General features: G+C 64.7%; 25 protein-coding genes. 11 read left to right on the top strand and 14 right to left on the bottom strand.

The features are described from left to right. Positions 1 to 31: 31 nt before the first annotated feature. Positions 32 to 985: a cation diffusion facilitator family transporter gene (locus EB815_RS03315; protein ID WP_056568404.1), complete on the bottom strand. Its 954-nt coding sequence runs from the start codon at positions 983 to 985 to the stop codon at positions 32 to 34. Positions 986 to 1,105: 120 nt separating this feature from the next. After that, complete coding sequence (locus EB815_RS03310) at positions 1,106 to 1,915, bottom strand: transglutaminase-like domain-containing protein (RefSeq protein ID WP_056568407.1); 810 nt, start codon at positions 1,913 to 1,915, stop codon at positions 1,106 to 1,108. Between the two features lie 213 nt (positions 1,916 to 2,128). Between EB815_RS03310 and EB815_RS33915 the strand changes: the two genes are divergently transcribed. After that, on the top strand, positions 2,129 to 2,254 hold the full coding sequence (locus tag EB815_RS33915; RefSeq protein WP_081294966.1) for a hypothetical protein: 126 nt from the start codon (positions 2,129 to 2,131) through the stop codon (positions 2,252 to 2,254). Between the two features lie 207 nt (positions 2,255 to 2,461). Beyond that, positions 2,462 to 2,776 carry a quaternary ammonium compound efflux SMR transporter SugE gene (gene sugE / locus EB815_RS03305; RefSeq protein ID WP_056570253.1) on the top strand — a complete coding sequence of 105 codons (315 nt, stop codon included), beginning with the start codon at positions 2,462 to 2,464 and terminating at the stop codon, positions 2,774 to 2,776. 144 nt (positions 2,777 to 2,920) lie between these two features. Here the strand turns inward: sugE and EB815_RS03300 are convergent, their stop codons facing one another. Then, the gene (locus tag EB815_RS03300) at positions 2,921 to 3,349 is read right to left on the bottom strand and encodes a DUF6481 family protein (RefSeq protein WP_065005444.1); all 429 of its coding nucleotides are present in this window, start codon (positions 3,347 to 3,349) and stop codon (positions 2,921 to 2,923) included. A 221-nt stretch (positions 3,350 to 3,570) separates the two neighbouring features. On the opposite strand from EB815_RS03300, the gene EB815_RS03295 reads away from it, so the two are divergent. From EB815_RS03295 to EB815_RS03280, 4 genes are all read left to right on the top strand, one after another. Next, the gene (locus EB815_RS03295; protein WP_065005443.1) at positions 3,571 to 4,632 is read left to right on the top strand and encodes an LLM class flavin-dependent oxidoreductase; all 1,062 of its coding nucleotides are present in this window, start codon (positions 3,571 to 3,573) and stop codon (positions 4,630 to 4,632) included. Positions 4,633 to 4,745: 113 nt separating this feature from the next. Further along, entirely contained in the window at positions 4,746 to 5,915 is a 1,170-nt protein-coding gene (locus EB815_RS03290; protein WP_056568416.1) for an AI-2E family transporter, read from the top strand. Positions 5,916 to 5,984: 69 nt separating this feature from the next. Continuing rightward, positions 5,985 to 6,986, top strand: a complete 1,002-nt coding sequence (locus EB815_RS03285; RefSeq protein ID WP_056568418.1) for an LLM class flavin-dependent oxidoreductase — start codon at positions 5,985 to 5,987, stop codon at positions 6,984 to 6,986. A 179-nt stretch (positions 6,987 to 7,165) separates the two neighbouring features. Further along, a complete protein-coding gene (locus tag EB815_RS03280) occupies positions 7,166 to 7,960 on the top strand; it encodes an inositol monophosphatase family protein (protein WP_056568421.1) in 795 nt (264 codons plus the stop codon). A gap of 15 nt (positions 7,961 to 7,975) precedes the next feature. Here EB815_RS03280 and EB815_RS03275 read toward each other — a convergent pair whose 3' ends face one another. Further along, complete coding sequence (locus tag EB815_RS03275) at positions 7,976 to 8,995, bottom strand: LacI family DNA-binding transcriptional regulator (RefSeq protein ID WP_065005442.1); 1,020 nt, start codon at positions 8,993 to 8,995, stop codon at positions 7,976 to 7,978. A 220-nt stretch (positions 8,996 to 9,215) separates the two neighbouring features. On the opposite strand from EB815_RS03275, the gene EB815_RS03270 reads away from it, so the two are divergent. From EB815_RS03270 to EB815_RS03260, 3 genes are read left to right on the top strand one after another with little or no spacing between them, the layout of a single operon-like run. Further along, positions 9,216 to 10,802 carry a sugar ABC transporter ATP-binding protein gene (locus EB815_RS03270; protein WP_056570255.1) on the top strand — a complete coding sequence of 529 codons (1,587 nt, stop codon included), beginning with the start codon at positions 9,216 to 9,218 and terminating at the stop codon, positions 10,800 to 10,802. Next, a complete protein-coding gene (locus EB815_RS03265) occupies positions 10,799 to 12,118 on the top strand; it encodes an ABC transporter permease (RefSeq protein WP_056568427.1) in 1,320 nt (439 codons plus the stop codon). Before EB815_RS03270 ends, EB815_RS03265 begins: the two co-directional genes overlap by 4 nt. Then, entirely contained in the window at positions 12,115 to 13,083 is a 969-nt protein-coding gene (locus EB815_RS03260) for a substrate-binding domain-containing protein (protein ID WP_065005441.1), read from the top strand. Before EB815_RS03265 ends, EB815_RS03260 begins: the two co-directional genes overlap by 4 nt. 273 nt (positions 13,084 to 13,356) lie before the next feature. Here EB815_RS03260 and EB815_RS03255 read toward each other — a convergent pair whose 3' ends face one another. From EB815_RS03255 to EB815_RS03230, 6 genes are read right to left on the bottom strand one after another with little or no spacing between them, the layout of a single operon-like run. Beyond that, positions 13,357 to 13,818: a MarR family winged helix-turn-helix transcriptional regulator gene (locus EB815_RS03255; protein ID WP_065005440.1), complete on the bottom strand. Its 462-nt coding sequence runs from the start codon at positions 13,816 to 13,818 to the stop codon at positions 13,357 to 13,359. After that, positions 13,815 to 14,399, bottom strand: a complete 585-nt coding sequence (locus EB815_RS03250) for an amino acid synthesis family protein (RefSeq protein ID WP_065005439.1) — start codon at positions 14,397 to 14,399, stop codon at positions 13,815 to 13,817. Before EB815_RS03250 ends, EB815_RS03255 begins: the two co-directional genes overlap by 4 nt. Beyond that, a complete protein-coding gene (locus EB815_RS03245; RefSeq protein ID WP_065005438.1) occupies positions 14,392 to 15,276 on the bottom strand; it encodes a UPF0280 family protein in 885 nt (294 codons plus the stop codon). Before EB815_RS03245 ends, EB815_RS03250 begins: the two co-directional genes overlap by 8 nt. Further along, positions 15,276 to 16,817, bottom strand: a complete 1,542-nt coding sequence (locus EB815_RS03240) for a 6-hydroxynicotinate reductase (RefSeq protein WP_065005437.1) — start codon at positions 16,815 to 16,817, stop codon at positions 15,276 to 15,278. The genes EB815_RS03245 and EB815_RS03240 overlap by 1 nt, the downstream gene beginning before the upstream one ends. Beyond that, entirely contained in the window at positions 16,814 to 19,807 is a 2,994-nt protein-coding gene (locus tag EB815_RS03235) for a molybdopterin-dependent oxidoreductase (RefSeq protein WP_065005436.1), read from the bottom strand. The genes EB815_RS03240 and EB815_RS03235 overlap by 4 nt, the downstream gene beginning before the upstream one ends. Continuing rightward, on the bottom strand, positions 19,804 to 20,664 hold the full coding sequence (locus EB815_RS03230) for an FAD binding domain-containing protein (RefSeq protein ID WP_065005435.1): 861 nt from the start codon (positions 20,662 to 20,664) through the stop codon (positions 19,804 to 19,806). Before EB815_RS03230 ends, EB815_RS03235 begins: the two co-directional genes overlap by 4 nt. A 274-nt stretch (positions 20,665 to 20,938) precedes the next feature. Between EB815_RS03230 and pncA the strand changes: the two genes are divergently transcribed. Continuing rightward, positions 20,939 to 21,547, top strand: a complete 609-nt coding sequence (gene pncA, locus EB815_RS03225; RefSeq protein WP_065005434.1) for a bifunctional nicotinamidase/pyrazinamidase — start codon at positions 20,939 to 20,941, stop codon at positions 21,545 to 21,547. A 55-nt stretch (positions 21,548 to 21,602) separates the two neighbouring features. Further along, positions 21,603 to 23,012: a sodium:proton antiporter gene (locus EB815_RS03220; protein WP_065005433.1), complete on the top strand. Its 1,410-nt coding sequence runs from the start codon at positions 21,603 to 21,605 to the stop codon at positions 23,010 to 23,012. Here EB815_RS03220 and EB815_RS03215 read toward each other — a convergent pair whose 3' ends face one another. Genes EB815_RS03215 through EB815_RS03200 form a run of 4 tightly spaced genes read right to left on the bottom strand, consistent with a single transcriptional unit; the run spans position 23,013 to position 26,306 of the window. Further along, the gene (locus EB815_RS03215) at positions 23,013 to 23,747 is read right to left on the bottom strand and encodes an ABC transporter ATP-binding protein (protein ID WP_065005432.1); all 735 of its coding nucleotides are present in this window, start codon (positions 23,745 to 23,747) and stop codon (positions 23,013 to 23,015) included. It lies immediately after the preceding gene. Next, on the bottom strand, positions 23,744 to 24,469 hold the full coding sequence (locus EB815_RS03210) for an ABC transporter ATP-binding protein (RefSeq protein ID WP_065005431.1): 726 nt from the start codon (positions 24,467 to 24,469) through the stop codon (positions 23,744 to 23,746). The genes EB815_RS03215 and EB815_RS03210 overlap by 4 nt, the downstream gene beginning before the upstream one ends. Next, entirely contained in the window at positions 24,466 to 25,428 is a 963-nt protein-coding gene (locus EB815_RS03205) for a branched-chain amino acid ABC transporter permease (protein ID WP_065005430.1), read from the bottom strand. Before EB815_RS03205 ends, EB815_RS03210 begins: the two co-directional genes overlap by 4 nt. Further along, on the bottom strand, positions 25,425 to 26,306 hold the full coding sequence (locus EB815_RS03200; protein ID WP_065005429.1) for a branched-chain amino acid ABC transporter permease: 882 nt from the start codon (positions 26,304 to 26,306) through the stop codon (positions 25,425 to 25,427). Before EB815_RS03200 ends, EB815_RS03205 begins: the two co-directional genes overlap by 4 nt. Between the last annotated feature and the right edge of the window lie 156 nt (positions 26,307 to 26,462).

The raw sequence follows: 26,462 nt of genomic DNA, 5'->3' as shown, positions 1-26,462 counted from the left end.
GTGCGGCCAACGGTGCAGTGCTGGTCCACGACTAGTTCGACGCGGCCTCGATCTGTTTGCGTCGCTGATCCCAGGTGCCCGTGGTCTGCGGCTTGACGAACAGCCGCGTGATCTCCGGCATCTCCTCCTTCAGCCGCGTCTCGATGCGCTGGACACAGGCCTCGATTTCCGGCGCGGTAAGATGATCCTCGAATTCGATGCTCAACCCCGCGACGATCTCTTGCGGTCCCATGTGGACGGTCAGGACGCCGTTCGCCCGCTGCACCGCCGGATCCTGCTGGGCGATTGCCAGCACTTTCCCTTGCACCTCGAGGGATGCCGGTTCGCCGATGAGCAGGCCCTTGCTTTCGCGGGCGAGGAAAATCGCCGTCGCGCCTAGGATGAGCGCGATGCCGATCGAGGCGGCGCCGTCGAGCTCCGGCATCTCCAGCAACTCCGCCGCCAATATGCCGGCAAAGGCCACGATCAAGCCAAGAAGCGCCGCGCTGTCCTCGAACAGCACCGTATAGACGCTCGGGTCCTTGCTCGATTGCACGGCTTGCAGCCAGCCTTGCTTGCCCTTCTCTCGGCGAAATTCCTTCAGCGCCACCAGCCATGAGCTGCCTTCGAACAGGAAGGAGAGGCCCAGAACGACATAGTTCACCTTGACATTGGCGACAGGCTCCGGGGCCATGATGTGGACAATGCCCTCGTAGAACGACACGCCGGCGCCCAGCGCGAAAACCAGAAGCGCGACGATGAAGCTCCAGAAATAGAGCTCGCGGGCGTGGCCGAGCGGATGTGTGCGGTCGGCCGGGCGCGCGGCCCGGTGCATGCCGTAGAGCAGCAGCCCGCCATTTCCGGTATCGACCAGCGAGTGGACGCCTTCCGACAGCATCGCCGAACTGCCGGTGAAGAAGGCGGCGGCGAATTTGGTCAGCGCGATCGCCAGATTGCCGGCGAGCGCGGCATAGATGACCGTTTTGGAGCCGCCATGGCCGGCCATGCAGTTTGGTTCCCGTTTAACGCGCCCAGTCTAACGGCCGGACGGCCGAAGCTCCACCACAACGCGCCAACGGCCGGGTCGTTCAGACGCGATTTGCCTGGGATTGGCGCGGAACGGTGACTATTCGACGATTTCGTCGGTCCACACCTTGAAGCCGGCCAGTGTTCCCGGTCCGAAAATATGGGTCAGCGGCACATCCGCCGCGTCGCGTCCGGAGGCGATCAGGATACGACCGATGCGCGGTGCATTGTTGCGCGGGTCGAAGACGTGCCAGCGCCCGCCGAGATAGACTTCCATCCAGGCGGCGAAATCCATGCTCGACCACGGTTTCGGCATGCCGATATCGCTGATGTAGCCGGTGCAGTAGCGTGTCGGGATGTTGAGCGCCCGGCAGAAGGTCACGGCGAGGTGCGCGAAGTCGCGGCACACGCCGCTCTGCTCGCGATAGGCTTCCGCCGCGGTGCGCGTCGGCCGCGCGTTGCCATAGTTGAAGACGATGTGGTTGTGGACGAAATCGCACACCGCCTGCACGCGCGGTATGCCGAGCGGCGTATGGCCGAACAGCCGCCATGCTTCGCTGGCCAGAAGGTCGCTCTCGCAAAACCGGCTGGGCAACAGGAACAGCAGCGTTTCCGCCGGCAGGTCGCGCACCTCGTGCTGCCAGGCCATCAGCTCGCTCATCTCGAATGTGCCGGGCGCGCCGATGACGGCATCGGTGCCGAATGTGAACCGTCCGGGCGGCGCAACGAAGCGGTTGCACCAATTGCCGAAACTGTCGCGGTAGCTCTCGATCGGCACCGGCGGGTTCGATGTCAAGAAATCCGGTCGCTCGAGATCGGAAGCGCGGGAATAGTGGACATTGAGCATCGCGATAAGCGGCGTTTCCTGCGGGAAGTCGAAACTCATCTCGCAGCCGATATGGATCCGCATTGTCGTCCTGACCGGCCTGCCTGACGATCACCCGGCGAATGCGCGGGTCGATGCTGCAGTGCGAAGATGAGAATGGCACGGACCGCCGTGGTTTACGAGTAAATTAGAAACCGGTTGAAAGCGGCCGACCGGCAGTTCCTGACAGGCGCTGCCCCCTTGCAGCGAAGCGTTTCTCTTGTTTCACTTCACTCCCCGCAATTGGAGGAACGAATCATGGCTAAAGGTGCGATGAAGGCAGGCAAGGAAGCCCGCAAGCCGAAGAAGGACGCCAAGAAGCCGGCAGCCGCTCCCGTCCTGAAGGCGCCGCCAGTCAAGGCGATGCGCATCAAGGAGAAGTAGGCCTCGACAAGGCCGGCGCGGTGGGATCTCACCGGCGGCATTCGGCAATGCCGCCGGCGGGTGTTGATCGGGCTTTTGGAAAACCCTATATCCTTGGCGCGGGGACGACCCCGTGCTTCTCCCAAAAATCAGGTCGGGACGACCCGCCCATTGTTGATCTGAGGATCGGATTGTATTTCCGATCCGATGCTGGATGGAGCGTTCCCGATGTCTTGGATTTTTCTGTTTTTCGCCGGCCTGTTCGAAATCGGCTGGGCGATCGGTCTCAAATACACTGATGGGTTCACCAGGCTCGTCCCGACCGTGCTCACGGTCGCGTCGATGATCGTCAGCCTTACCTTGCTCGGCCTGGCGCTGAAGGCGCTTCCCGTCGGCACCGCCTATGCGGTGTGGACCGGCATCGGCACGGTCGGCACGGCGCTGCTTGGCATCTGGCTGCTCGGCGAGCCCGCCACGGCGATCCGGCTTGCCTGCATCGCGCTGATTGTCTGCGGCATCATGGGGCTGAAGTTCGCGGCTTGACTGCACGTCGCCCAAAGGCGCCAAACGGCTTTGGGACAACGATACGCATCCTCGAAGGCCAAAGCCCTACTTTCGCGCAAACACATTCAGGGCCGCTGCAAGGCGACCCTGATCCAATATTCAAACGTGGCTGCGCCGAAGCTGCTAGCGGGCGGAGAAACCGGGAGGCGCTCTGCCGGTACGCGCCTTGCGGGCCGCATAGCGTGCGTCGCGCTTGGCCTTTCGCTCTGCCTCGTCGGCGAGCAGACGGGCAATGCGCTCGGTCTCTTCGGCTTCCCGAATTTTGGCTTCGGCCTGGGCTGCTTCTTCCGCGGCAACGCGCGCCGCCTCGGCCGCTGCCTCGCGCTCAGCCTTCTCGGCTGCCTCGCGTGCCAGCTTTTCCTGCTTCAGCCTGGCCTTTTCAGCCTCGCGTATCGCGCGAGCCTCGAGGATTGCCTTGCGTTCGGCCTGCCGTGCCAGCACCGCAGGATCATCTGCCGCCGGCTTTGACTTGAAACGCTCCAGAAGCGCCTTCTTTGCCTCGTTCGCGGCGTTGCGCCGCTCGAAAATGTCTTTTTCCCTGTAGATAGCCAAGTCCACTTCCCTGAAGTCAATTCGCGAGGCTTACATACGCGCGAATGCCGAGAGTTCAAGCGCCAAAACGGTATGCCAGCCATGAAATTCCGCGATGTTGCAGCCGGGAGACGCCTTTTCCCACCCAAACCGACATGCACTGTTCACTGTCCAGACCTCTGGCGGCCAGGCGTATCGCCCGCTACCTCTAACGCCAAAACCCAACACCAGGATGACATCACATGGAACTCGGTCTCTACACTTTCGCCGACGTCAGCCCGCAGCCGGGTCCCGGCGCCATCGGGCCGCATGAGCGGCTGCGCAACCTGATCGAGGAGATCGAACTGGCCGACCAGGTCGGCCTCGACGTCTTTGGCCTGGGCGAACATCACCGGCCCGATTATGCAGCCTCCGCGCCAGTCGTGGCCCTGGCGGCCGCGGCGGAGCACTCCAAACGCATCAAGCTGACCAGCGCGGTCACCGTGCTCTCCTCGGACGATCCGGTGCGCGTCTTCCAGCAGTTCGCCACGCTCGATCTTCTGTCGGGCGGCCGTGCTGAGATCATGGCCGGGCGCGGCTCGTTCATCGAATCCTTTCCGCTCTTCGGTTACAATCTCGAGGATTATGACGAGCTCTTCGCCGAAAAGCTCGATCTGCTGCTTGCCATCCGCGATCAGGTGAAAGTCACATGGTCCGGCAACCTGCGCGCGGCGATCAACGATCGTGGCGTATACCCCCGTCCGTTCCAGGACAGGCTGCCGATCTGGATCGCGATTGGTGGAACGCCGCAGTCGGCCGCCCGCGCCGGCGCGCTCGGCCTGCCGCTGGCGCTCGCCATCATCGGCGGCGAGCCGGCGCGCTTCGCGCCGCTGTTCGACCTGTACCGCGAGGCCGCCAAGCGGGCCGGCAGTGACCCGGCCGGTCTCGCCACCAGCATCAACGTGCATGGCTTCATCGCCGACACCACCGAACAGGCGGCCGACGATTTCTACGGCCCGCAGGCGGAGGTCATGAACCGCATCGGCCGCGAGCGTGGCTGGGGCCCGACGTCGCGGGCGCATTTCGACCAGTCACGTGGTCCGAACGGCGCCCTGTTCGTAGGCAGCCCGGAGCAGGTGGCCGAAAAGATCGTCGCCCAGCACAAGATCTTCAACAATGACCGCTTCCTGCTGCAGATGGCGATCGGCACCATGCCGCATGCCAAGATCATGAAGGCGATCGAGCTCTACGGCACCAGGGTGGCGCCGATCGTGCGCAAGGAGACGGCGAAATCCGCGCCGGCGGTGGCTGCTCCGGTGGCATAAGCCAACGGCAGGGCCGGCTTCTCGGGCCCTGCCGGCTAACGGAACCTTGAAGCCGCGCCAGCGTTTTCGGTCGACGGATCGCACCAATTGCGGTGCACCGCTGAGGGACCGAGATGAAAGCCGAATCCGAGGCGCTGGGCGCGGGCGTTGCCGAAGCGGCCGAAGCGCGCGCCGTGGCGCGTGCCGATACGCATCTGATGCGTACGCTGCTGGTCGGCATCTTCATTTTCATGACCGTCTATGCGCTCTACTTCGGCCGCGCCTTCTTCATGCCGGTCATCCTGGCGTTCCTGCTGGCGCTGACATTGACGCCGATCGTACGGCTGCTGCGCAAGCGCGGCATCCCTGAAGTGGTTTCGGCGACGCTTCTCGTGCTGCTGTCCATCTGTGTGTTCGCAAGCGCTGGCTACTTGCTCAGCGGCCCGGTGATCGATCTCCTCAACAACACCTCGTCGATCGGCCAGCAGCTCACCGAGCGGCTGGCGCAATTGCGGCGTCCGCTGGAAAGGATCATGCAGGTCTCGCATCAGATCGAGCAAATGACCGAGACCTCGCAGGAGCCGGGCATCCAGAAGGTGGCGGTGGCCCAGTCCGGCATATTATCGGCGGCCGCCAGCAACATCTTGGCGGCGGGAACCAGCCTCACCATCATCTTCGTGCTGTCGCTGTTCCTGCTCGCCTCGGGCACGATGTTCTACGAGAAGATCATCCAGTCCTTCGCCAGCCTCACGGAAAAGAAGCGGGCACTGCGTGTCGTCTATGACGTCGAGCGCGAGATCTCGCACTATTTGCTCACCGTCACCATCATCAATGCCGGTCTCGGCACGGTCATCGGCCTTGGCCTGTGGGCGCTCGGCATGCCCAACCCGCTGGTCTGGGGCGTGGCCGCCGCGCTGCTCAACTTCCTGCCCTATGTCGGCGCGCTGCTGACCATCGTGCTGGTCGCGGTGATGGCGCTGATCAGCTTCGACACCATCTCTTATGCGCTTCTGGCGCCGGCCTTCGTGCTGCTCTGCGACGTCGTCGAGGGCCAGTTCGTGACGCCGATGGTGGTCGGCAGGCGCCTGGAGATCAACGCCGTGGCGATCTTCATAGCCATTGCCTTCTGGTCGTGGCTGTGGGGTTTCGTCGGCGCCTTGATGGCGGTGCCGCTGCTGGTCGTCATCAAGGTGTTCTGCGACCATTTCGAGGGGCTCGGCCATGTCGGCAATTTTCTCGCCGCGCAGCAGAACGGTGTGGTGGGGGACGATGATGCCGCCGACACCGAGCCGGTGAAGGGCTGATCAATATTTTTGAATTTGCGGCCTCGCCAGGTGCATCCTACATGCGGTTTCTACACAGGATGCCAACGCATGACCGAACTGTCCGTTCTCGACCTGTCGCCGATCGTCGAAGGCAGCGATGCCTCGCAGTCGCTGGCCAACTCGCTCGATCTTGCCCGCCATGCCGAGCGGCTGGGCTACAAGCGCTACTGGCTGGCCGAGCATCACAACATGCCGGGTATCGCCAGCGCCGCCACATCGGTGGTCATCGCTCATGTCGCCGGCGGCACCAAAACCATTCGCGTCGGGGCCGGCGGCATCATGTTGCCCAACCATGCGCCGCTGGTGATCGCCGAGCAGTTCGGCACGCTGGCGGCCCTGTTTCCCGGCCGCATCGATCTGGGGCTCGGCCGGGCCCCCGGCACCGACATGAACACCGCGCGCGCTTTGCGCCGCAACCTCGAAGCCGGTGCTGACAATTTCCCGCAGGATGTCGTCGAACTGATGGGCTATTTCCTCCCCGCGGAGGAAGGCCAGCGCCTGCGCGCCGTGCCGGGCGAAGGCCAGACCGTGCCGATCTGGATCCTCGGCTCGAGCCTCTATGGCGCGCAGCTCGCCGCCATGCTTGGCCTGCCCTACGCCTTTGCCTCGCATTTCGCGCCAGCGGAGCTCGATCATGCGCTGGACATCTACCGCTCCCGCTTCCAGCCGTCGGAGCAGCTCGACAAGCCGCATGTCATGCTCGGCCTCAATGTCTTCGCGGCACCTACCGATGCCGAGGCGCGTCTGCTGTTCACCTCGCTGCAGCAGGCCTTCGTCAACCTGCGCACCGGCAGGCCGGGAAAATTGCCGCCGCCCGTCGAGAACTATGACCGCGATCTCGACCCGATGGCCAAGACAATGCTCGGCCAGGCGCTGTCCTGCGCCGTCGTCGGCTCTCCCGAAACGGTGCGGCAAGGCATCGACGCCTTCGTGCGCCGCACCGGTGCCGACGAGCTGATGGTCACCGCGCAGATCTTTGATCACGCGGCGCGGGTGCGCTCCTTCGAGATCTTGGCTGAGGCTCACAAATCGCTTTTGCAGGCGGCCTGATGTTCCGAGCGGACTCCGCCGGCTTCGCCAACGCGTCGTCTGCCTAGGTTTCTTTGTTTGCCGCGGGTTCTTGCCGCAAAACCGCGGGACACTTTTTACGGAACCTGCCTGGCAGGCACTGTTGCAGGCACCGCCGTTTTGCTATGGGCGGGTTTCCCTCCACGGATCGGAAACTTCCCTTGAAAAACGACCATGAAGCGCGCGAGCGGTTTGCCATCGATCTGGCGCGGCGCGCCGGTGACCTCGGACTCAGATATTTCCGCGATCTGGAGAGCCTGACCATCGAGAGCAAGGGCCATCAGGACCTGGTCTCGCAAGCCGACCGTGAGGTCGAGCTGTTCATCCGCGCCGCGATCGCCGCCGACTATCCGCAAGATGGCATCGTCGGCGAGGAGCATGCCTCGGTCGCAGGCTCGACAGGCCATGTCTGGGTCATCGACCCCATCGACGGCACCGCCAATTTCGTGCGCGGCATTCCGGCCTGGTGCGTGGTGATCGCTTGCGCGCGGGATGGGGAGACGGTCGTCGGCGTCATCCACGAGCCGTCGACCGGCGAGACGTTTCACGGCAGGCGCGACGGTGGCGCCTTCGTCAACGGCCGGCCGATCAAGGCAAGCGCGGCGACCAGCCTGGAAGAAGGGTCGGTGGGGACCGGCTTCTCGAATCGGGCCGAAGCCGAGAACATCGCCGTGCTGATCAAGAAGATCCTCGCCGAAGGCGGTGTCTTCTTCCGCAACGCGTCCGGCGCGCTGATGCTGGCCTATGTGGCCTCGGGCCGGCTGCTTGGCTATGTGGAGGAGCACATGAACGCCTGGGACTGCCTGGCCGGCATGCTGTTGATCGAGGAAGCCGGCGGTGCCGTTCTGAAGGCGGATCGCGCGACGGTGCTGCAAAGCGGGACACAGGTCATATCAGGCGGCAAGGGCGTCTTTTCGAAACTGCAGGCGCTTTGTTCCGGAGTGTTCAAGCCCTGATCTAACGCGCGTCGTTCAGGCACTCGCGCTCTGCGCGATTGCGCCGAGCGGCCGGCACGAATTGCGGATCATCAGCCGGCCTTTGAGCACCAGCTTGCGCGGCGGCGCGTCCCGGTTGCCGGCAAGGCGGTCGAGCAGCAGATTGGCCGCCTGTTCACCGATCGCCTGCACCGGCTGCGCCACCGTGGTCAGTTGCGGCTGGAACACGTCGGACCACGGAAAATCGTCGAAGCAGGCGACCGAAATATCCTCCGGGCAGGACAGGCCGATGTCGCGGATCGCCTTCATGGTGCCGATCACCATCGGGTTGTTGGCGGAGAAGATCGCGCTTGGCCGATTGTGCAGCGACAGCAGCTGCATGGTCGCGTTATAGCCGTCGATCTCATGGAAATTGCCGGAGCGAACCAGTTCCTCGGCCACCGGCAGGCCGGCCGCCCGAAGCGCCTCGCTGTATCCGGTCATGCGGTCGTGCATGGGCGAAATATCGGATGTGCCGGTGATGTAGCCGATGCGCCGGTGGCCAAGATTGATCAGGTAGGTGATGGCGTCGAACACGGCGCGCTGGTTGTCGAGCACCACCGCGTCGGTATCGACGCCTTCGCAGATGCGGTCCAGCAGCACGACCGGCACATTGGCGTCGTCGACGATCCCCTTGAGGATCGCGCCGTCGCCGACACGCGCCACGATCAGCCCGTCGACCATGCGGTCGAGCAAGAGCCTGATCTGGTCGTCCTGGGTGTTCAGATCCTCGTCCGTGCAGCAAAGCATGACGGCATAGCCGGCGCGGTCGAAGGCCTGCTGGATGACCGAGACGACATCGGTGAAGAACGGATTGGTGATGTGCGGCACGGTCAGGCCAATGGTGCGCGTCGTGCCCATTTTCAGGCTGCGGGCGATCGCATTGCGCTTGTAGCCGATATCGCGGATCGCCTGCTCGATGCGCTGGCTGAGTTCGGGGCTGACGGTCGCCGTGCCGTTGATCAGCGCCGACACGGTGGCGACCGAGACACGCGCCGCTTCCGCCACATGCAGCATGGTCGGCGCCGTCGATTTTCGCTGTCTCGTCCGCTTGGATGCTGCCATTTTCGAAACGTTTCGCCAGTGTCTGTTCGCTATACCTACGGAATATCAAGGTTTTTCGCAAGAATTGAAAAGGGTCAATCCTGCGTTATCAGATAGCGGCTTGACAGTATCGAAACGTTTAGAATAGCGTTTGGATGAGATTGACGAGGACGGAAGGGAGGCCGCCATTGTCATGGAGCACAGAGGTTCCATCGCCCATGGGCATGTCGCGGCGGCGGACCATTCCAATGTCGTCCTGAGCGCCGAGCGCATTTCCAAGAGCTTCGGCGGCATCGCCGCCCTGGTCGATGTCGGCTTCGATTTGCGGCGTGGCGAGGTCCATGCCCTGATGGGCGAGAACGGCGCCGGCAAGTCGACGCTGATGAAGATCCTCTCCGGCGTCTATACCGGCTACGAAGGCACGGTCAGCGTCGATGGAAGACCGGTCAGCTTCGCCGGCGTGCGCGACGCCGAGGATGCCGGCATCGCCATCATCCACCAGGAGCTCAACCTGGTGCCGGAACTCAGCGTCGCCGACAACATCTTCCTCGGCCGCGAAAAACTGATCGCCGGGCTGATCGTCGACCGCAAGGCGAGCAGCCGTGCGGCGGCCGCCCTCCTGCAGCGACTCGGCATTGAACTCGATCCGGAAGCGCGCGTCGGCGCCTTGCGCGTCGGCGAACAGCAACTGGTGGAGATCGCCAAGGCGCTGTCGATGTCGGCGCGCATCCTGATCATGGACGAGCCGACCTCGGCCCTTTCGCCCGCCGAATGCCAGCGGCTGTTCCGCATCATCCGCCAGCTTGCCGAAAGCGGTGTCGCCATCATCTACATCTCGCACCGCATCGACGAGGTGATGCATCTGGCCGGCCGCGTCACGGTGTTCCGCGACGGGCGCCATGTGCTGACGCGGCCGATGGCCGAGCTTGACGAGAATGCCATCATTTCGGCGATGGTCGGACGGGACCTGCTCGCATCCTCCCAAGAGGAGCGGGATCCCGGCGGCCGAACCGTGCTTTCGGTCAGCAATCTGTCGCTGTCGAAGCCCGACCGCCAGGGTTGGCGGCAAGTGATCGACGGCGTCGGCTTCGATCTGGCCGCGGGCGAAATCCTCGGCATAGGCGGCCTTCTGGGCTCGGGCCGCACCGAGATCATGGAAGCGATCTTCGGCTCGGGCGATGGCCGTGCCGGCGGGGATATCCAACTCGACGGCCGGTCCGTGAACATCCGCTCGCCGCGCGACGCCAGGCGGCTGGGCATCGCGCTGGTCACCGAGGACCGCAAGACGCAAGGCCTGCACTTGCAGGCCTCGATCACGGACAATGTCGCGCTGCCCGTGGTCGGGTCGCTGGCACGCTTCGGCATCCGCTCGCTGGCCGGCGAGCAGGGCCTGGCGAGGCAGGCGGTCAAGGCACTCGGCATCCGCTGCCAGGACATCGATCAGCCCGCCGGCACGCTGTCGGGCGGCAACCAGCAGAAGGTCGTCATCGGCAAGTGGCTGGCGACCAGGCCGCGCGTGCTTTTGCTGGACGAGCCGACGCGCGGCATCGATGTCGGCGCCAAGCGCGAGATCTACGACCTCATCTTCCAGTTGGCGCGCGATGGCCTGGCCATCGCGGTCATCAGTTCCGAATTGCCGGAATTGCTGCATCTCTCCGATCGCATCCTGGTGATGGCCGAGGGCCGCCAGACCGGTATTCTTTCCCGCGACGCGGCAAGCGAAGAGGCCATCATGCGCCTTGCGGCGCCGCGCCGGACGCTATCGAGACCAGCCGCATGACTGCATTGAAACTCCTGTCCCGGACCAAGCTCTATTGGGGCCTGATCGCCATCTTCCTGATCGGCGTGCTCGGCTCGCCGGTCAGTTCCAAGGGCAACAACATCTTCCTATCCTACGGCAATCTGCTCGACGTGCTGCGCCAGGTGTCGACCACCGGACTGATCGCCACCGGCATGACGGCGGTGATCATCACCGGCGGCATCGATCTCTCCGTCGGCTCGCTGATGGCCATCTGCTCGGTGGTCTGCGCCATGCTGCTGACGGTGCCGGGTGTTACACCGGGCGTCGTGCTGGGCGTGCCGACCGTCGCGCTGGTGGCGCTTTGCCTTGGTTTCGTCGTCACCCGCTTCATTTTCCTCAACGTGGAAAAGTCCCGTACCGGTCCGGATGCCGCCGCGCGCGATGTGAAGCTGGACAGTGTTCGCGGCCTGGTCACGCCGGCAATCGTCGGCGTGTTCCTGTGCGGCCTGTCGCTATGGTACCTGCTGCCGCAGATCGAGCCCAAATTCGGCGTGCTCGGCGTGCTCTTGGTGGCGCCCTGCGTCGGCCTGCTGTTCGGCGCCATCAACGGCTTCATCATCGTTGCCGGTCGGCTGCAGCCCTTCATCGTCACGCTGGCGATGATGGTGACGGCCCTCGGTATCGCCCGGCTCACGGCCGGCCAGAACAATGCCGTGCTGCCGGTCTATACCGGCTCGAACGCCACCGCCGATTTCGAGATGCTGCGCTCGCTGGTGTTCGGCGTCATCCCGATGCCCGGCCTGTTCTTCCTCGGTGCCATCCTGATCTATGGCGCGGTGCTGCGCTTCACGCCGTTCGGCCGCTATGTCTATGCCATCGGCGGCAATGAGGAGGCGGCGCGGCTCTCAGGCATCGCCGCAGGCCGCGTCAAGATCGCGACCTATGCCGTCTCCGGCCTGCTCGCCGGCCTCGCCGCGGTGCTCTATGTGGCGCAGTACCGGCAAGGCAAGCCCGATGCCGGCGCCGGACTGGAGCTCGACGCCATCGCCGCCGTGGTCATCGGCGGAACCAGCCTCATGGGCGGACGCGGCAGCCTGATCGGCACGTTCTGCGGCGTGCTGATCTTCGGGCTGCTCTCCAACATACTGCAGCTCCACAACATCAATTCGAATCTTCAACTGGTGCTGAAGGGGATGATCATCATCGGCACCGTGCTCGTCCAGGAGCGCAATGCCGGCGATCTCCTGGCCTATCTGCGCCTGCCCGGCGGGCAACCGGCGCGCAAGGAAACGGCCGCAGCCAAGCGGCCGCCACAAGAGACCCCGTCTCTCAATCTCGGAGGAAACAAGAAATGAAACGACGTGACATGCTGAAGCTTGCCGCACTCGGCGCGGCACTGCTGACCACCACCGCGCTGCTTTCGACCGGCAACGCCTTCGCCCAGGACAAGAAGTGGAAGATCGGCTTCTCGCAGGTGACGACCATCGAGCCCTGGCGCGCCCAGTTCAACAAGGACATCATCGCCGAAGCCGCCAAGCATCCCGAGGTCGAGCTGATCATCACCGATGGCGAGGACAAGACCGAGAAGCAGGTCGCCGACGTCGAGAACCTGATCCGTCAGGAGGTCGACGCGCTTTTGGTGTCGCCGAAGGAATCCGCGGGCCTGACCGGCGTCGTGCAGCAGGCCATCGACGCCAAGATTCCGGTCTTCGTGCTCGACCGCAACGTCGACACCAAGGACTACACGCAGTTCGTCGGCGGCGATAACAAGCTGATCGGCCGCGCGGCCGGCGAATATGCCGTCGAACTGCTCGGCGGCAAGGGCAAGGCGGCGGGCAATGTCGTCGAGATCTGGGGCGGCATGGGCACCCAGCCGGCGCATGACCGCCATGACGGCTTCCATGAATTCACCGACAAGGAACCGGGCATCAAGTATCTGCTCGACCAGCAGTCGGGCGACTGGAAGCAGGACCAGGCCTACAATCTGATGGCCAACGCGCTGAAAACCAACGAGAAGATCGATCTCGTTTACGGCCACAACGACCCGATGGCCTACGGCGCCTATCTTGCCGCCAAGGACGTCGGCCGCGAGAAGGACATCAAGTTCATCGGCATCGACGGCTTGCCCAATGAAGGCGTGCAAATGGTGAACAAGGGCGAACTGACGGCGACCTTCACCTATGTCACCCCCGGTGCCGAAGGCCTGCGCCAGGCGATCAAGTTCCTCAACGGCGAGAAGGTCGAAAAGACCATCACGCTGCCGACCGAGAAGATCACCAAGGAAAACGCCGCCAAGGTGCTGAAGGACAACGGCCTCTGAGATAGTGGAGCTTGAGGCGGCGTCGGCTGGCGCGGCCCCTCATCCGCCTGCCGGCACCTTCTCCCCGTATAGTGACGGGGAGAAGGGAGCTGTGGTGAAGCCGGCGCCCATTTGCAATGCTGGCGACTGGCGAAGCCGTTGATGACAGCGTCTTTCTCCCCGTCCCTAAACGGGGAGAAATGTCCGGCAGGACAATGAGGGGCAGCGCAGACCAACCAATTCTACTCAACTCAATCGCTTCGGTGACCAGCTTCCGCAAGCTGAGGTCCGCACCTACGCCAGCTTCGCCAGCAGCTTTGTGAACGTGGCGATCTCCTTGGCCGAGAGCGGCGCCAGCGTTTCCCTGGTGATTTCGCGGGCCAGCGGGATCAGCCGTTCGATCGCATCGCGACCCTCGGCGGTCAGATTGACCAGCAGCCGCCTTTTGTCGACCTCATGCCTGGAAAGCTCTACCAGGCCGCGCGCCTTCAGGCGGTCGATCACGCCCTTCACCGTCGCCGCGTCCATCGCGATCAGCGTGCCGAGCTGGTTTTGCGAGGTCTCGCCGACATCGCGCAGCTTGGCCAGCGCCGCGAATTGCGGCGGCGTCAGGTCGCCTATATGCGCGGCGAAGATAGACACGTGGCGCTGGTGCGCCTTGCGCAGGATGAAGCCGACCTGTTCCTGGAGGAGGTAGTCATGTTCCTCAGGCTCTTCGGCCTCGACCAGCTTGAGCAGATTGTCCTCGCCGTTCACCGCAACCCGTCCCAGGCCTTGATGTCGTCGGCCGCAAGGCCACCCATGCGGTTGTGGACGCGCGGGCCGCAGGTCATGGCGAGGCAAAACAGGATCTCGTCGGGACGCGGGCCGTCGCTGATGCCGACTTCCATGGCATCGAAATGGCTGCGCACATAGGCGGCGTTGATGTGGCCCAGCGGTACGTCGAGCTTCGAACCGAAGGCGCCGACCTTCTTCGCCGATGGCACGATCGCCTTGGCGTCGCCGAGCCGCTCGCGCATGGCGTAGCCGCCCGGCACATGCCAGAGCGCGCCGTGTTCCAGTTCGCCCGCCGTGCCGACGATGGCGCCCTTGCCGTAGCCGTCGATCCGCTTCACATCGCCGCCGAGCGCCGCGATCAGCCGGTCGCAGAGCAGCAGGCCGAGCGGCTTCAGATCGTCCATCGCGCTCTGCAGATCCTCGACATAGCGCCCCGCGAACGGGTTCTTGACCACGGCCATGGCCGCCGCCCGCCGGCGCGGTACGTCCGCGACCGGTCCGCCCTCATGAAAGATCTCTTCGCTCAGCACCGCGACCTTGCGGATCGGAAACTCAGGCATGGGCAATTTCCTCCCTCGTATGTTTGTTGGGCGCGGAAAGTGCAACCGAGCCACTGATGCGGGCCTCACCGCCAAGAAACAGTGCCGATGCGGCAATCAGCCCGCGCCGGCGAAAATCTTCGGCGACGGCAAGGCCATTGTCCAGCGCCTGTGCCACTTCGCCAAATGCCAGTGTGCCGACGGCTTGTGTCACCAGCCGCGCGCCGAGATCGCTGTCGGGCGACAGCTCCTGTGCCGGAGTGCGCTTGATGGCGGGATTGCCGGGTAGGTCGACCGCGTTGGCGATGAGCGTCGCCGCCGCATCGGCCTCTGCGCCGGTCCGCGCCAGCACCGTGACGGCGTCGGCGATGCCGAGCGAAAAGGACCGGCCGCGCCAGCCGCTGGTGGCAACGCCGCGAACGCCGTCTTCCGCGCGGATCGTGATCCGGTCGGCGATGCCATTGCCGGTGCCGGCGACCGCCAGACCGATCGATTGGCCCGTGCCGATGTGAAGAGCGCTGTCGCCGCCATTGTTGACATAGGCGCGATCGAGCCGGCGGCCGGCAAGCAATGCGGCGAGCATTTCGTCGGCTACCGATCCTGCAACGGCCGCCATCGGTGTTATGAAGCATTCCGCCAAGGGCATGACGGCGGCTTCCATGCGGCGCGCCGTCGGGCCGTCAAAGGCACGCGGCCGCAGGAAAAATGCCGGGAGCCGCAATTCGGGAAGCTCCTTGACCAACTCGATCAGGATCGTCTGGAAGCGCGCGACAGCCTGGGCGTAGGCGGCACGACACTCGTCCGCCTCGCCAAAGGCCTCGACGATCAGGTCGATCGGCCCGTGGTTGAGGTGCAGCCGCTTGCCGTCCTGCAGCCAGTGGACTTGCGGGCCGTCCATCATCCGGCTCCGTTCGAGGCGGCACGCCGCAATTGCGCGAGCGGCGGCCATGGATTGTCGGACGGCGCGCCGGCTCCGCGACGTGGGTTGAGGTATTCGCCGCCCTTGGCGACGATGTCCTCGACGCTGCGGATTTCGGCCTCGTAGCCGCCAAGCCTGATATAGTCGTCGCGGCGCAGCGTGAATTCGATCGGCGCCACCAGCGCCGGTGTCGGCACATAGCCGAAAGCGCCTTCCGGCACCCTGGTGACATCGACCATCAGCGTGATGCCGCCGCCCGGCCAGACATAGACCGGCGCGCCGCCGACCGTCACATAGGTCTTCAGGCCTTGAACAGACCGGGTGAGATTGACCGGGTTCTCGGTGACGCCGGCCCGCAGCGAACCGCCGGCGCCGCCGATGAACAGCACGGTACACAGCGCCGGCTCGCAATTGTCCTCGATCAGATTGACCGACTTCCGCAGCCGTTCGGGAAACGGTTTTTCGACCGGCTTCAATTCGTCGTCGAGTTCGTAGTAGGCGAATTGTTCGCCTGTGGTCGAAACCATCAGCAGCGACAGGCCGGGCCGCGCGCCCTTCTTGGCGTTCCAGTCGCCAAGGATCGACAGCGGGTCGGAAATCGAGGTGCCGCCCCAGCCGAGGCCCGGCTCGGAGACCTTGAAATAGCGGCCCGGCGTCGAGCGGCGGCCAATGATCTTGATCCCCGTATCCTGCCAGCCCAGCACCTTGCCGGCCTGATGCTCGGAAACGACGCCGGTGATGTGGTCGTCGACCACCACCACCTCGTCGACCAGCCCGCGCCATTGCGTGGCGAACATGCCGATCGTCGCCGAGCCGCAGCCGACGCGCATGCGGTGCTCCTGCTTGCCGTCGATGACAGGTGGTTTGCCGGCTTCGACGATGATGGTGGCACCGCCGTCGATGATCAGTTCCACCGGCTTGCGGTTGCACAGATTGAGCAGCGCATCGCAGGTGGCGCGGCCTTCGGCCTTGGAGCCGCCGGTGAGGTGATGCACCCCGCCCAGCGACAGCATTTGCGAGCCGTATTCGCCTGTCGTGACATGGCCGATCGCCTCGCCCTCCGCCCGAACAACAGCCGTTTCCGGTCCGATATGACGGTCGGTATCGATCTTCACCTTGACGCCGCAATACGAAAAGATGCCTTCGGTGACGACCGTGACGAGATCGACGCCCTCGACCTCCTGGCTGACGATGAACGGCGCCGGCTTGTAGTCGGGATAGGTGGTGCCGGCGCCTATTGCCGTGACGAAGCGGCGCCCGGTGTTGACCAGCTCGCCGTCCCAGGCCTCGCCTTCGGCGACGAAAGGCACGATCGCCGCGCCGGTCTCGGCCGCGTGGTCGAGGATGGTCAGAGGGTCCATCCGTACGATCCGGCCGCCGGCATTGCCGTAGCGGTCGCAGGCGCCGGTGCGGCCATCTGCGATGTAGCACATGACCGGGCAGGCATCGCAGCGGATCTTCTCCGCCACCAGCTTCTCGCCGGGATCGTGCGTTTCGAAGCGCTCGGCAAGCTCGCTCATCGGCGTGCCTCCTTTTCGCGGATGCCATCTTTTTCACGAATGCCAGCGCGCAGACGCGTCGGCGTCGCCGGAATCCTGGTGACCAGAACGCCGGTGGCGTGGCGGATGGCGTTGAGGATCGCGGGTGCGGTCGGGATCAGCACATGCTCACCCAGCCCCTTCGCGCCGAACGGGCCTTCCGGATCGGGTACCTCGACCAGGATGGTTTCGATCGGCGGCACGTCGCCTATGGTCGGAATGAGATAGTCGTGCAAATTCTCGGTCCGGCCGGGAATGTATTCTTCCATCAGCGCCATGCCGATGCCTTGCGCGATGCCGCCTTCGATCTGCCCTTCGACCAGCAGCGGGTTGATCGCCTTGCCGACATCGTGCGCGGCGGTGATTTTCAGCAGCTTCACCGTGCCGAGCTTGAGATCGACCTCGAGTTCGGCGATCTGCGCGCCGAAGCCGTACACGGCATAGGGCTTGCCTTGGCCCTTGGCATCGAGCGGCAGCGTCGGCGGATCGTAGGTCTCCTCGGCGCGGAAGACGAAGCCTTCGGCATCGACGTCGAGCGAGGCGAGATCGATGCGGCGTACGGCCTCGCCCTCGCGGATGACGATCGCCACACCATCCAGCTGGAGGGATGCCTTTTCCGAGACATTGGCAAAGCGCAGGATGTTCTCACGCAACGCGCGGCCGGCCTTCTCGGCCGCCTTGCCGGTGACGAAAGTCTGGCGCGAGGCCGAAGTCTTGCCGGCATCGGGGCTGATCGCCGTATCGGCGCTCTTCAGCCGGAATTTCTCCAGCGGCAGGCCGAGCGCGTCGGCGCAGATCTGGGTGATGACGGTGTTGGAGCCCTGGCCGATATCGACGGCGCCTTGGTGCAGGACGACCGTGCCGTCGGCCGCGATGCCGACCCGGATGGTCGATGGATTGGGCAGCGAGGTGTTGCCGCAGCCATACCAGCAGGAGGCCACGCCGACGCCGCGTTTTTTGTCCGCGTGGGCATCGTTGAACGCATCCGCGTCGGCTGTCGCGCGCGCCCAATGCGGCCGCAGCGCCTCAAGGCACTCGGCAATGCCGACGCCGGACTCCAGGCGTTGCCCGGTAACCGTTTCGGAGCCGTTCCGAAGGCAGTTTTTCAGACGAAAATCGAGGCGATCGATGCCAAGCTTGCCGGCGAGCTCGTCATAGAGCGTTTCCTGCATGATGGTCGCCTGCGGCACGCCAAAGCCGCGGAAGGCGCCGGAGATCGGGCCATGCGTATGGATGGCGCGGCCCTCGGCGCGATAGTTGGGCGTCGCATAGGGTCCGGACGCATGCACCGGCACTCGGTTGGCAACGGTCGGGCCCCAGCTGGCATAGGCGCCGGTGTTGAAATCGCCGGCAAAGGTCATGACGGTGACATGGCCTTCGGCGTCGACGCCGATGGTCGCCCGCATCTCAGCCGGATGGCGCTTGGTGGTCGATGTCATCGATTCATTGCGGGTGTAGGCCAGCGCCGCCGGTCGGCCGGTTTTCAGCGCCACGAGGCCGATCAGCGGCTGCAGCGAAACGTCGAGTTTCGAGCCGAAACCGCCGCCGGTCGCGGTCGGCACGATGCGCACCTTGTCGACGGCAAGGCCAAGCACCTTCGCCGTCTCGTCGCGGTCCATGTAGGGCGCCTGCGTGCACGCGACGACAACCAGCGTGTCGCCATCCAGATAGGCATGGCCGGCTTCCGGTTCGATATAGGCGTGCTCGACATAGGACGTTTCGATGGCGCCGCTCACGGTGAGGGCGGCATCGGCAAGCGCCGCCTCGGGATCGCCGCGCTCGACGAGGCCCGTGATCAGAAGGTTGGCCGGGCGGTTGTCATGGATCCGTGCCGCACCTTCGGCCTGCGCTTCGCAAGATTGCAGGAAATACGGCAATTCGGTCCAGTGGACCGGGAAATCCGACAGGTCGAGATCAAGGATCGCCTCGCGCTCGCCGGCGACCAGCGCCACCGCCTCGCCGCGAAGCCGCGCAAGTCCTTCGGCCAATGCCGGCTGATCGGCGAACGGGCCGATCGCACCGAAGCAGTTCTTTCCCGGTATGTCGGCCGCCGTGAAGACACCGGCGATGCCGGGGTGTCTCTTCGCCCAACCATCGAGGTCGCCAAAGGCAAAGCTGGCGTGATAATGCGGCGAGCGGACCACCAGCATGGAAAGTGCATCGGCAGGGAAGGAATCGCCGCCGAACTTTTCGTCGCCTGTGACCTTCGGGATTCCATCTAGCCGGACTGGGGATGAGCCGACGGCGTGGCCTGAAGTTGGCATTCTGTGGTCAAGGTTGCGATCCAAATGATGATGCTGATGCCGCCCCTCACCCTTACCCTCTCCCCGCAAGGGACGGGGAGAGGGAGGCGTCGACGCTGGAGCTTGTCCCTTCTCCCCGTCCCTATACGGGGAGAAGGTGCCGGCAGGCGGATGAGGGGCAGCGCCATCCATTGACGGTTCGAACCGCCCGGCATCCATCACCGCCGCGATGATCTTCCGGTAGCCGGTGCAGCGACAGAGAATGCCACCCAGCGCATCCTGCACTTCGGGCTCGGTAGGGCTGGGCTTCCTGTCCAGCAATGCGGTCGCCGCGACCAGCAGCGCGGGCGTGCAGATGCCGCATTGCGCCGCGCCGTGGGCAAGGAAAGAGGCCTGCAACGCCGACAGCCTGCCGTTGGCCAGCCCCTCAACCGTCGTCACCGCGGTGCCGGCGGCGGACGCCGCCGGCATCAGGCAGGCGCAGACAGGCTCGCCATCGACCAGCACCGTGCAGGCGCCGCAATCGCCGGCATCGCAGCCGACCTTGGTGCCGGTGAGCCGCAATTCGTCGCGCAGCACCTGTGACAGCCGGCGCAGCGGCGGCACATTGACCAGGACGGCGTCGCCATTGACCGCGAAGGCAATGTCGGCGCGTTCAAGGCCGAGGTCGGGCGTGCCTCCGCCCAGATCGGGCAGGGCCGCAGTCACTTCAGACGGAAGCTGGTTCATGCCGCCACCATGTTATCGTTCGTCAGGCCGGCGGCCGTCAGCACGGCGCGGGCGACAATCTCGCGCACAGCGTCGAGCCGGTATTCCGCGCTGCCGCGCACGTCGGCGATCGGCGACAGTTCCGTGATCGGTGCGGACTGGACCGCATCGCCGAGCCGGTGATCCACAGGCAATCCGAGCAGCGCCGCCTCGACGCCGGCAAGGCGCCTGGCGACTGCCGAGCACGAGCCGACGGCGATGGCCGCTTCGGTCACTGTGCCGTTCTCGACGACCAGGCGCGCCGCCACCATAGCTATGGAAATGACGAGATAGCGCCGTGCGCCGAGCTTGACGAAAGCCGACGTGCCCGTTGTAGAGGGCTTCGGCACGCGGATGGCGCTGACCATTTCCCCAGCTTGCAGGGCCGTGCGGCGGTTGCCGAGAACGAAATCCGGCAAGGGCAGGTAGCGCGTCACTGTTGCCGAACGCAGTTCGACTTCGGCATCGAGCACGAGCAGGCCCGGCACGCCATCGGCGGCCGGCGAGGCGTTGCAGAGATTGCCCGCGACCGAGGCGACGTTCTGGATTTGCGGCGAGCCGACCTCGCGCGCGGCCTGTTTCAGCGCATCGAAGGCAGGCGGCAAGGGATGGCGGATTAGGTCGCTCCATGTCGTGCGCGCACCGATGACAAAGTGGTCATCCGTCTCGGCGATGCCGCGCAGCGCGGTGAGGCCATTGATGTCGAGGACATTGTCGCGGAACGGCTTCGTGCCTTGTGCCGGATAGAAATCCGTACCGCCGGCGAGGATGCGCCAGGCGTCCTCGCCAAGCAGCGCGAGCGCCTCATCGACCGTGGTGGGTTTCGCGTAACGGATCACGCTTTGCCTTCCCAGAGAGCGGGCCTTCCACGAATTTGGCCCTCCCAGGATTTTCCCCCGGGATCATGTTGCCGGTTTCGAACCGGAAATTCATTCGTATGCAAATGATATCAAGCCGGTGGAAATTGTCAAAGCCAGAGTTTGGGGGTGTCGTCCCTGTCGGGCCGCATGCAACGAGATTGTTACGCCTTCGGAGGTTGACGCGGCCGGCCATCTGGTCAAGTTTCTGCCTCCGGTCGCAACAGCGGCATCGAGACAGAGGGAAGGAAGCCGCATGGCCGACGAAGCGCTTGTTGTCATCGACCTGCAGAACGACTTTTGCCCGGGCGGCGCGTTGGCCGTGACCGGCGGCGACGAGATCGTGCCGCTGGTCAACGACATGATCCGGCGGACCGACCATGTCGTGTTGACGCAGGACTGGCACCCGGCCGGCCATTCGAGCTTTGCCTCCAGCCATCCGGGCGCGCAGCCCTTCACCATGATCGAGATGCCCTATGGCCAGCAGACGCTGTGGCCGGACCATTGCATCCAGGGCAGCCTCGGCTCGGATTTCCATTCCGGCCTTGCCTGGACCAAGGCCGAGCTCGTCATCCGCAAGGGATTTCGCCCAGCGATCGACAGCTATTCGGCGTTCTTCGAGAACGACCACACGACGCCGACGGGTCTCGCCGGCTATCTCAGGGAGCGCGGCATCGACAGTTTGACCCTGGTCGGCCTGGCGACCGATTTCTGCGTCGGCTTTTCGGCGCTGGATGCCGTCAGCCAGGGTTTCAAAACCACCGTCCGGCTCGATGCCTGCCGTGGCATCGACCTCAACGGCTCGCTTGATGCCATGCTGCGGCGCATGCGCGATGCCGGCGTGACGCTTGAAGACCATTTGTAGGACTGAACGGACGGTGGGGCTTCAGAGGGGCCTTTCGCGGATCACCGCGGGCGCAATGACGGGTGCCGCCATCGCCGCCGCGATGCTGTTCCCGGAAGTGGCCTTCGCGGCCGAGGAACACGCATTGCCCGGCGCCTCGATGTCGCTGTGGTGGGCGCTTCCCTTTGCCGGGCTGCTGCTGTCGATTGCCACCGGCCCGCTGCTGTTCCATCACGTCTGGGAGCACCACTACGGCAAGATCGCGGCGCTTTGGGCCGCGTCCGTGGTCGTGCCTTTGGCGCTTGCCTTCGGTCTGCCTTCGGCGACCGAGGCGGTGCTGCACGCGCTGCTCACAGAATACATGTCCTTCATCATCCTGTTGTTTGCGCTGTTCACCATTTCGGGCGGCATTCTCGTCGCCGGCAACATCCACGGCACACCGCTGGTCAATGCCGGGCTGCTGCTGGTCGGCGCGCTGCTCGCCTCGGTCATCGGCACGACGGGCGCCTCGATGATCCTGATCCGGCCGGTCATCCGCGCCAACGACAACAGGCCGTTCAATGCACATGTCGTCGTCTTCTTCATCTTCCTGGTGTCCAATATCGGCGGCTCGCTGACGCCGCTCGGCGATCCGCCGCTGTTCGTCGGCTTCCTGCGTGGGGTCGACTTCTTCTGGACGACCACCAATCTCTATCGGGAAACGCTGTTCGTCGGCGGCCTGGTGCTGGCGGTGTTCCTGGCCATCGACATCATCCTGCACCAGTGCGAGGCAGGGGCGCCGAAGATAAAGGACCCGACACCGGATTCCAGGATACGCATCCGAGGCTTGCCCAACATTCCGCTGCTGGCCGGGGTCATCGGCGCCATCCTGCTGTCGGCGACATGGAAGCCTGGGGTCAGCGTCTCCATCCAAGGCGTGACGCTGGAACTGCAGAACCTGGTGCGCGACGCCGTCATCCTGGCGCTCGCCTTCATCTCGCTGGCGGTTTCGCGCAAGGAATACCGCGAGGCGAATGGCTTCAACTGGGGACCGATCGCGGAGGTGGCGAAATTGTTTGCCGGTATCTTCGTCTGCATCGTGCCGGTCATCGCCATTTTGAGAGCCGGCCATGAGGGCGCGCTGGCGCCGCTGGTCGCGCTCGTCACCTCGGCGCAAGGCACGCCCAACGACCTCGCCTATTTCTGGCTGACCGGAGCGCTGTCGTCCTTCCTCGACAATGCGCCGACCTATCTGGTGTTCTTCGAGCTGGCCGGCGGCGATCCACACCACCTCATGACGGAGTTTGCCTCGACGCTTGCGGCGATCTCGGCGGGCGCCGTGTTCATGGGCGCCAACACCTATATCGGCAATGCGCCCAACTTCATGGTCTATGCCATCGCCCGACAGCGTGGCGTCGAGATGCCCGGCTTCTTCGGCTACATGCTGTGGTCCGGTCTGGTGCTGATCCCGACTTTCCTGGTCGCGGGCTTTGTGTTTTTCGGCTGATCAACCGACGCCGACATAGCGCCTGACCGCCGAAGGGTCGGCGCGCAGTTCCTCGACATCGACCGTCTCGCGGTTGCGGCCATTCTCGATGAACGAGACACGGTCGGCGACCGACAGCACCGCATCGACGCGCTGCTCGACCAGTATGGTCGAGACGCCCATGTCGCGCAGCGTCGAAACCGTCTCGCGGATCTTGGCGATCATCGACGGCATCAGACCCTCGGTCGGCTCGTCGAGCAAAAGCACCTGCGGCTCGAGGCAGAGCGCCCGCGCCATCGCCAGCATCTGCTGCTCGCCGCCGGACAAGGTGCCTGAACGTTGCCGCAGCCGCTGGCGCAGCAGCGGGAAGAGGTCGAGCACGTTCTCACGCGTCGCCTTGCCCTTGCCGCGCGCCATCAGCCCGATCTCGATGTTTTCCGCCACCGTCATCTCGGCGAACAGCCTCCTGCCCTGCGGTACATAGGCGACGCCGGCCTTCGGCACTTCGTGCGCCGGCAGGCCGGTCAGTTCCTGGCCGGCGAGCTTGATCGAGCCGGCGCTCGAAGGAAGCAGGCCCATGATCGCCTTCAGCGTCGTCGTCTTGCCGGCACCGTTGCGGCCGAACAGGCACAGCACCTCGCCCTTGTTCAGCATGAGGTCGAGGCCGTAGAGCACCTGGACCTGGCCGTAGAAGCAGTCCAGTCCCGCGATCACCAGCGCTTCAGACTTTGTCTTCGCCTTGTTCGTTTCGGTCATGGGGCGCTCCCCAGATAGGCCTCCTGTACCGCTGCGTTCGCGCGGATCGCTTCCGGCGTGCCTTCGGCAAGGATCCTGCCGGCATTGAAGACGGTGATGCGGTCGGCGAGCTGCATGACGACGGGCATGTTGTGTTCGATCAGCAACACCGTGGCGTCCCTGGCGATCTCGCGCACCAGGGTGATGAAATTGTCGATCTCAGAGTCGGCCAGGCCTTGCGTCGGCTCGTCGAGGATCAGCAGACGCGGCTTCAACGCCAGCCCCATCGCCACTTCCAGCAGGCGCTGGTGGCCATAGGACAATTGCCCGGCCGGCATATGGGCGCGGTCGGCCAGGCCGGTGCGTTCGAGCGCCGCCATGACGGCGGCCTGTATCGCGCTCTTGGAAGGGCCATGCCGAAGCGTCAGTTGCGCGGGCAGCGCGACGTTGGCGTAAACGGACAGGTTGGCATAGACGCTGGTGATCTGGAACGTATAGGCGATGCCCATGCGGACGCGGGCATAGGCAGGCAGGCCCGTAATATCGGCGCCGTCGAAGACGATCGTGCCGGAAGAGGGCTGGATGCGGCCGCTGACCAGGCTGACGAAGGTGGTCTTCCCCGCTCCGTTGGGGCCTATGACGGCGCGGATCTCGCCCGGCATCAAGGTGAAGTCGACGCCATCGACGGCGCGCAAGCCGCCGAAATCGCGCGACAGGCCCTTGGTGATCAAAAGCGGCGTCATGGCAGCCACCCGAGCCAGCGTTGGCGAATGCTGCCGAGAATGCCTTTGGGGAAGAACAGCACCAGCAGGATGAGCGCGATGCCGACGATCAGCAGATAGGCCGAGGTGTAGCCGCTGCTGAGGTCGATGACATAGTACATGAACAGCGTGCCGATCAGCGGCCCGAGCGTCGTGGCGGCACCGCCAAGAAGCACCCACAGCAGCGGCAGGATCGAATACTGCACTGAGGCGAAGCTCGAGCCCACATAGCCGAACAGCAGCGCGTAGGCTGCGCCTGAGGCGGCACAGATGGTGCCGGAGACGACGACGGCGGCAAGCTTGTTGGAGAAGGTGTCGTAGCCCAGCATCTTCGTCCGCTCCTCGTTCTCGCGGATGGCGACCAGCACGCGGCCATGTCGGGAGCGGACGATGCCCAGTGTGATCAGCAGCACTATCGAGAACAGCGCCAGCGCTGTCATGTAGCGCACGGTCGGGTTGGTGAGGTCAAGCGCGGTCGCGCCGAATGTGAGGACACGCGCCGGCTGCGGCACGACCATGCCCTGGTCGCCGCCGGTCCATGAAGAGAAATAGAGGATGACGAGATAAAACACCTGCGCGAACATCATGGTGACGATCATGAAGGCGACGCCCGTGGTGCGCAGTGCAAGGAGGCCGATCACCAGCGCCAGCACCGCACCACAGGCAATCCCGCTGAGGAAGGCCAGCGGCACGCTCCAGCCGAGCTGGATGACCGCAAGGCCGGCGCCGTAGAGCCCGGCGCCGAAGAACATGGCATGGCCGAGGCTGAGCAGGCCGACATAGCCGAACAGCATGTTGTAGCCCATGGCGAACACCGCCAGCACCATGATGCGGGCAAGCAGGCCGTGATAATAGTCCGGCAGCAGGAAGCTCAGCAGGAAGAGCAGGGCGATGACGCCGAGATGCAGCGCATAGGCCTTTGCCGGCGAAGCTTCGCTCATCGCGATGCCGTCCCGAACAGGCCTTGCGGCCGGAACACCAGCACCATGGCGACCAGCAGCGTGGCGACGATCTTGGCCAGGGTCGGCGAGAAGAACATCGAGATGATGCCATCGGACAGGCCGATCAACACGGCGGCGACGACGGTGCCGCGCAGCGAGCCGAGGCCGCCGATGATGACGACGATGAAGGAAAGCAGCAGCGGGTCTTGTCCCATCAGATAATGCGCCTGGCTGATCGGCACGATCAGCACCGCGGCGATCGCCGCCAGCATGGCGCCGAGCGCGAAGACGCCGCCGTAGACGCGGTCGACCGGGATGCCGAAAGCCTGCGCCGTCTCGCTGTCATACTGGGTGGCGCGCATGATGAGGCCGATCTTGGTGCGTGTCAGCACCAGCCATGTGGCGATCAGGAGAAGCGCGGAAGCCGCGATGATGGACAGTTTGTAGCCGGAGTAGCCGAACCACGGCAAAAGGATGCGGTAGCTGAACGGCGGCTCCACCGGCCGCGCCTCCGGACCATAGAAGGTCAGCGCCAGCTGCTGGATGATGTAGAGCATGCCGATCGTGGCGACGATGGTGGCTTCCGGATTGTAGTTGAGCCGGCGCAGCACCAACCGTTCGGCGACCAGCGCGATGGCGCCGACGATCAGCGGCGCTATCACCAGTGCCGCCAGGAAACCCAACGCCGGATGACCCGATATCGCCGTCGAGATCGCCCAGGCAAGCACCGCGCCCAGCATGAAGAACTCGCCATGCGCGACATTGACAACCCGCATCACGCCGAACACCAGCGACAGCCCAAGCGCCGTCAGCGCCAGTACGGCGGAGGTGACGAGGCCTTCGAGGGCGGCAAGGAGGAGATGGGGTCCGAAGTGCATTCAGGGCGCCCTTAACCCTCCCCTTGTGGGGAGGGTGACCGCGAAGCGGTCGGGTGGGGGGTGGGGCACGGGCCGTCGCGGCCCCACCCCGTCTCATAGGCTTCGCAAAAACGCGAAACCTATTCGCCGACCCTCCCCACAAGGGGAGGGCAAGGC

This window comes from Mesorhizobium loti (genome assembly GCF_013170705.1).
Taxonomy (GTDB): domain Bacteria; phylum Pseudomonadota; class Alphaproteobacteria; order Rhizobiales; family Rhizobiaceae; genus Mesorhizobium; species Mesorhizobium loti_D.
This window is presented reverse-complemented; position numbering and strand designations above follow the sequence as displayed.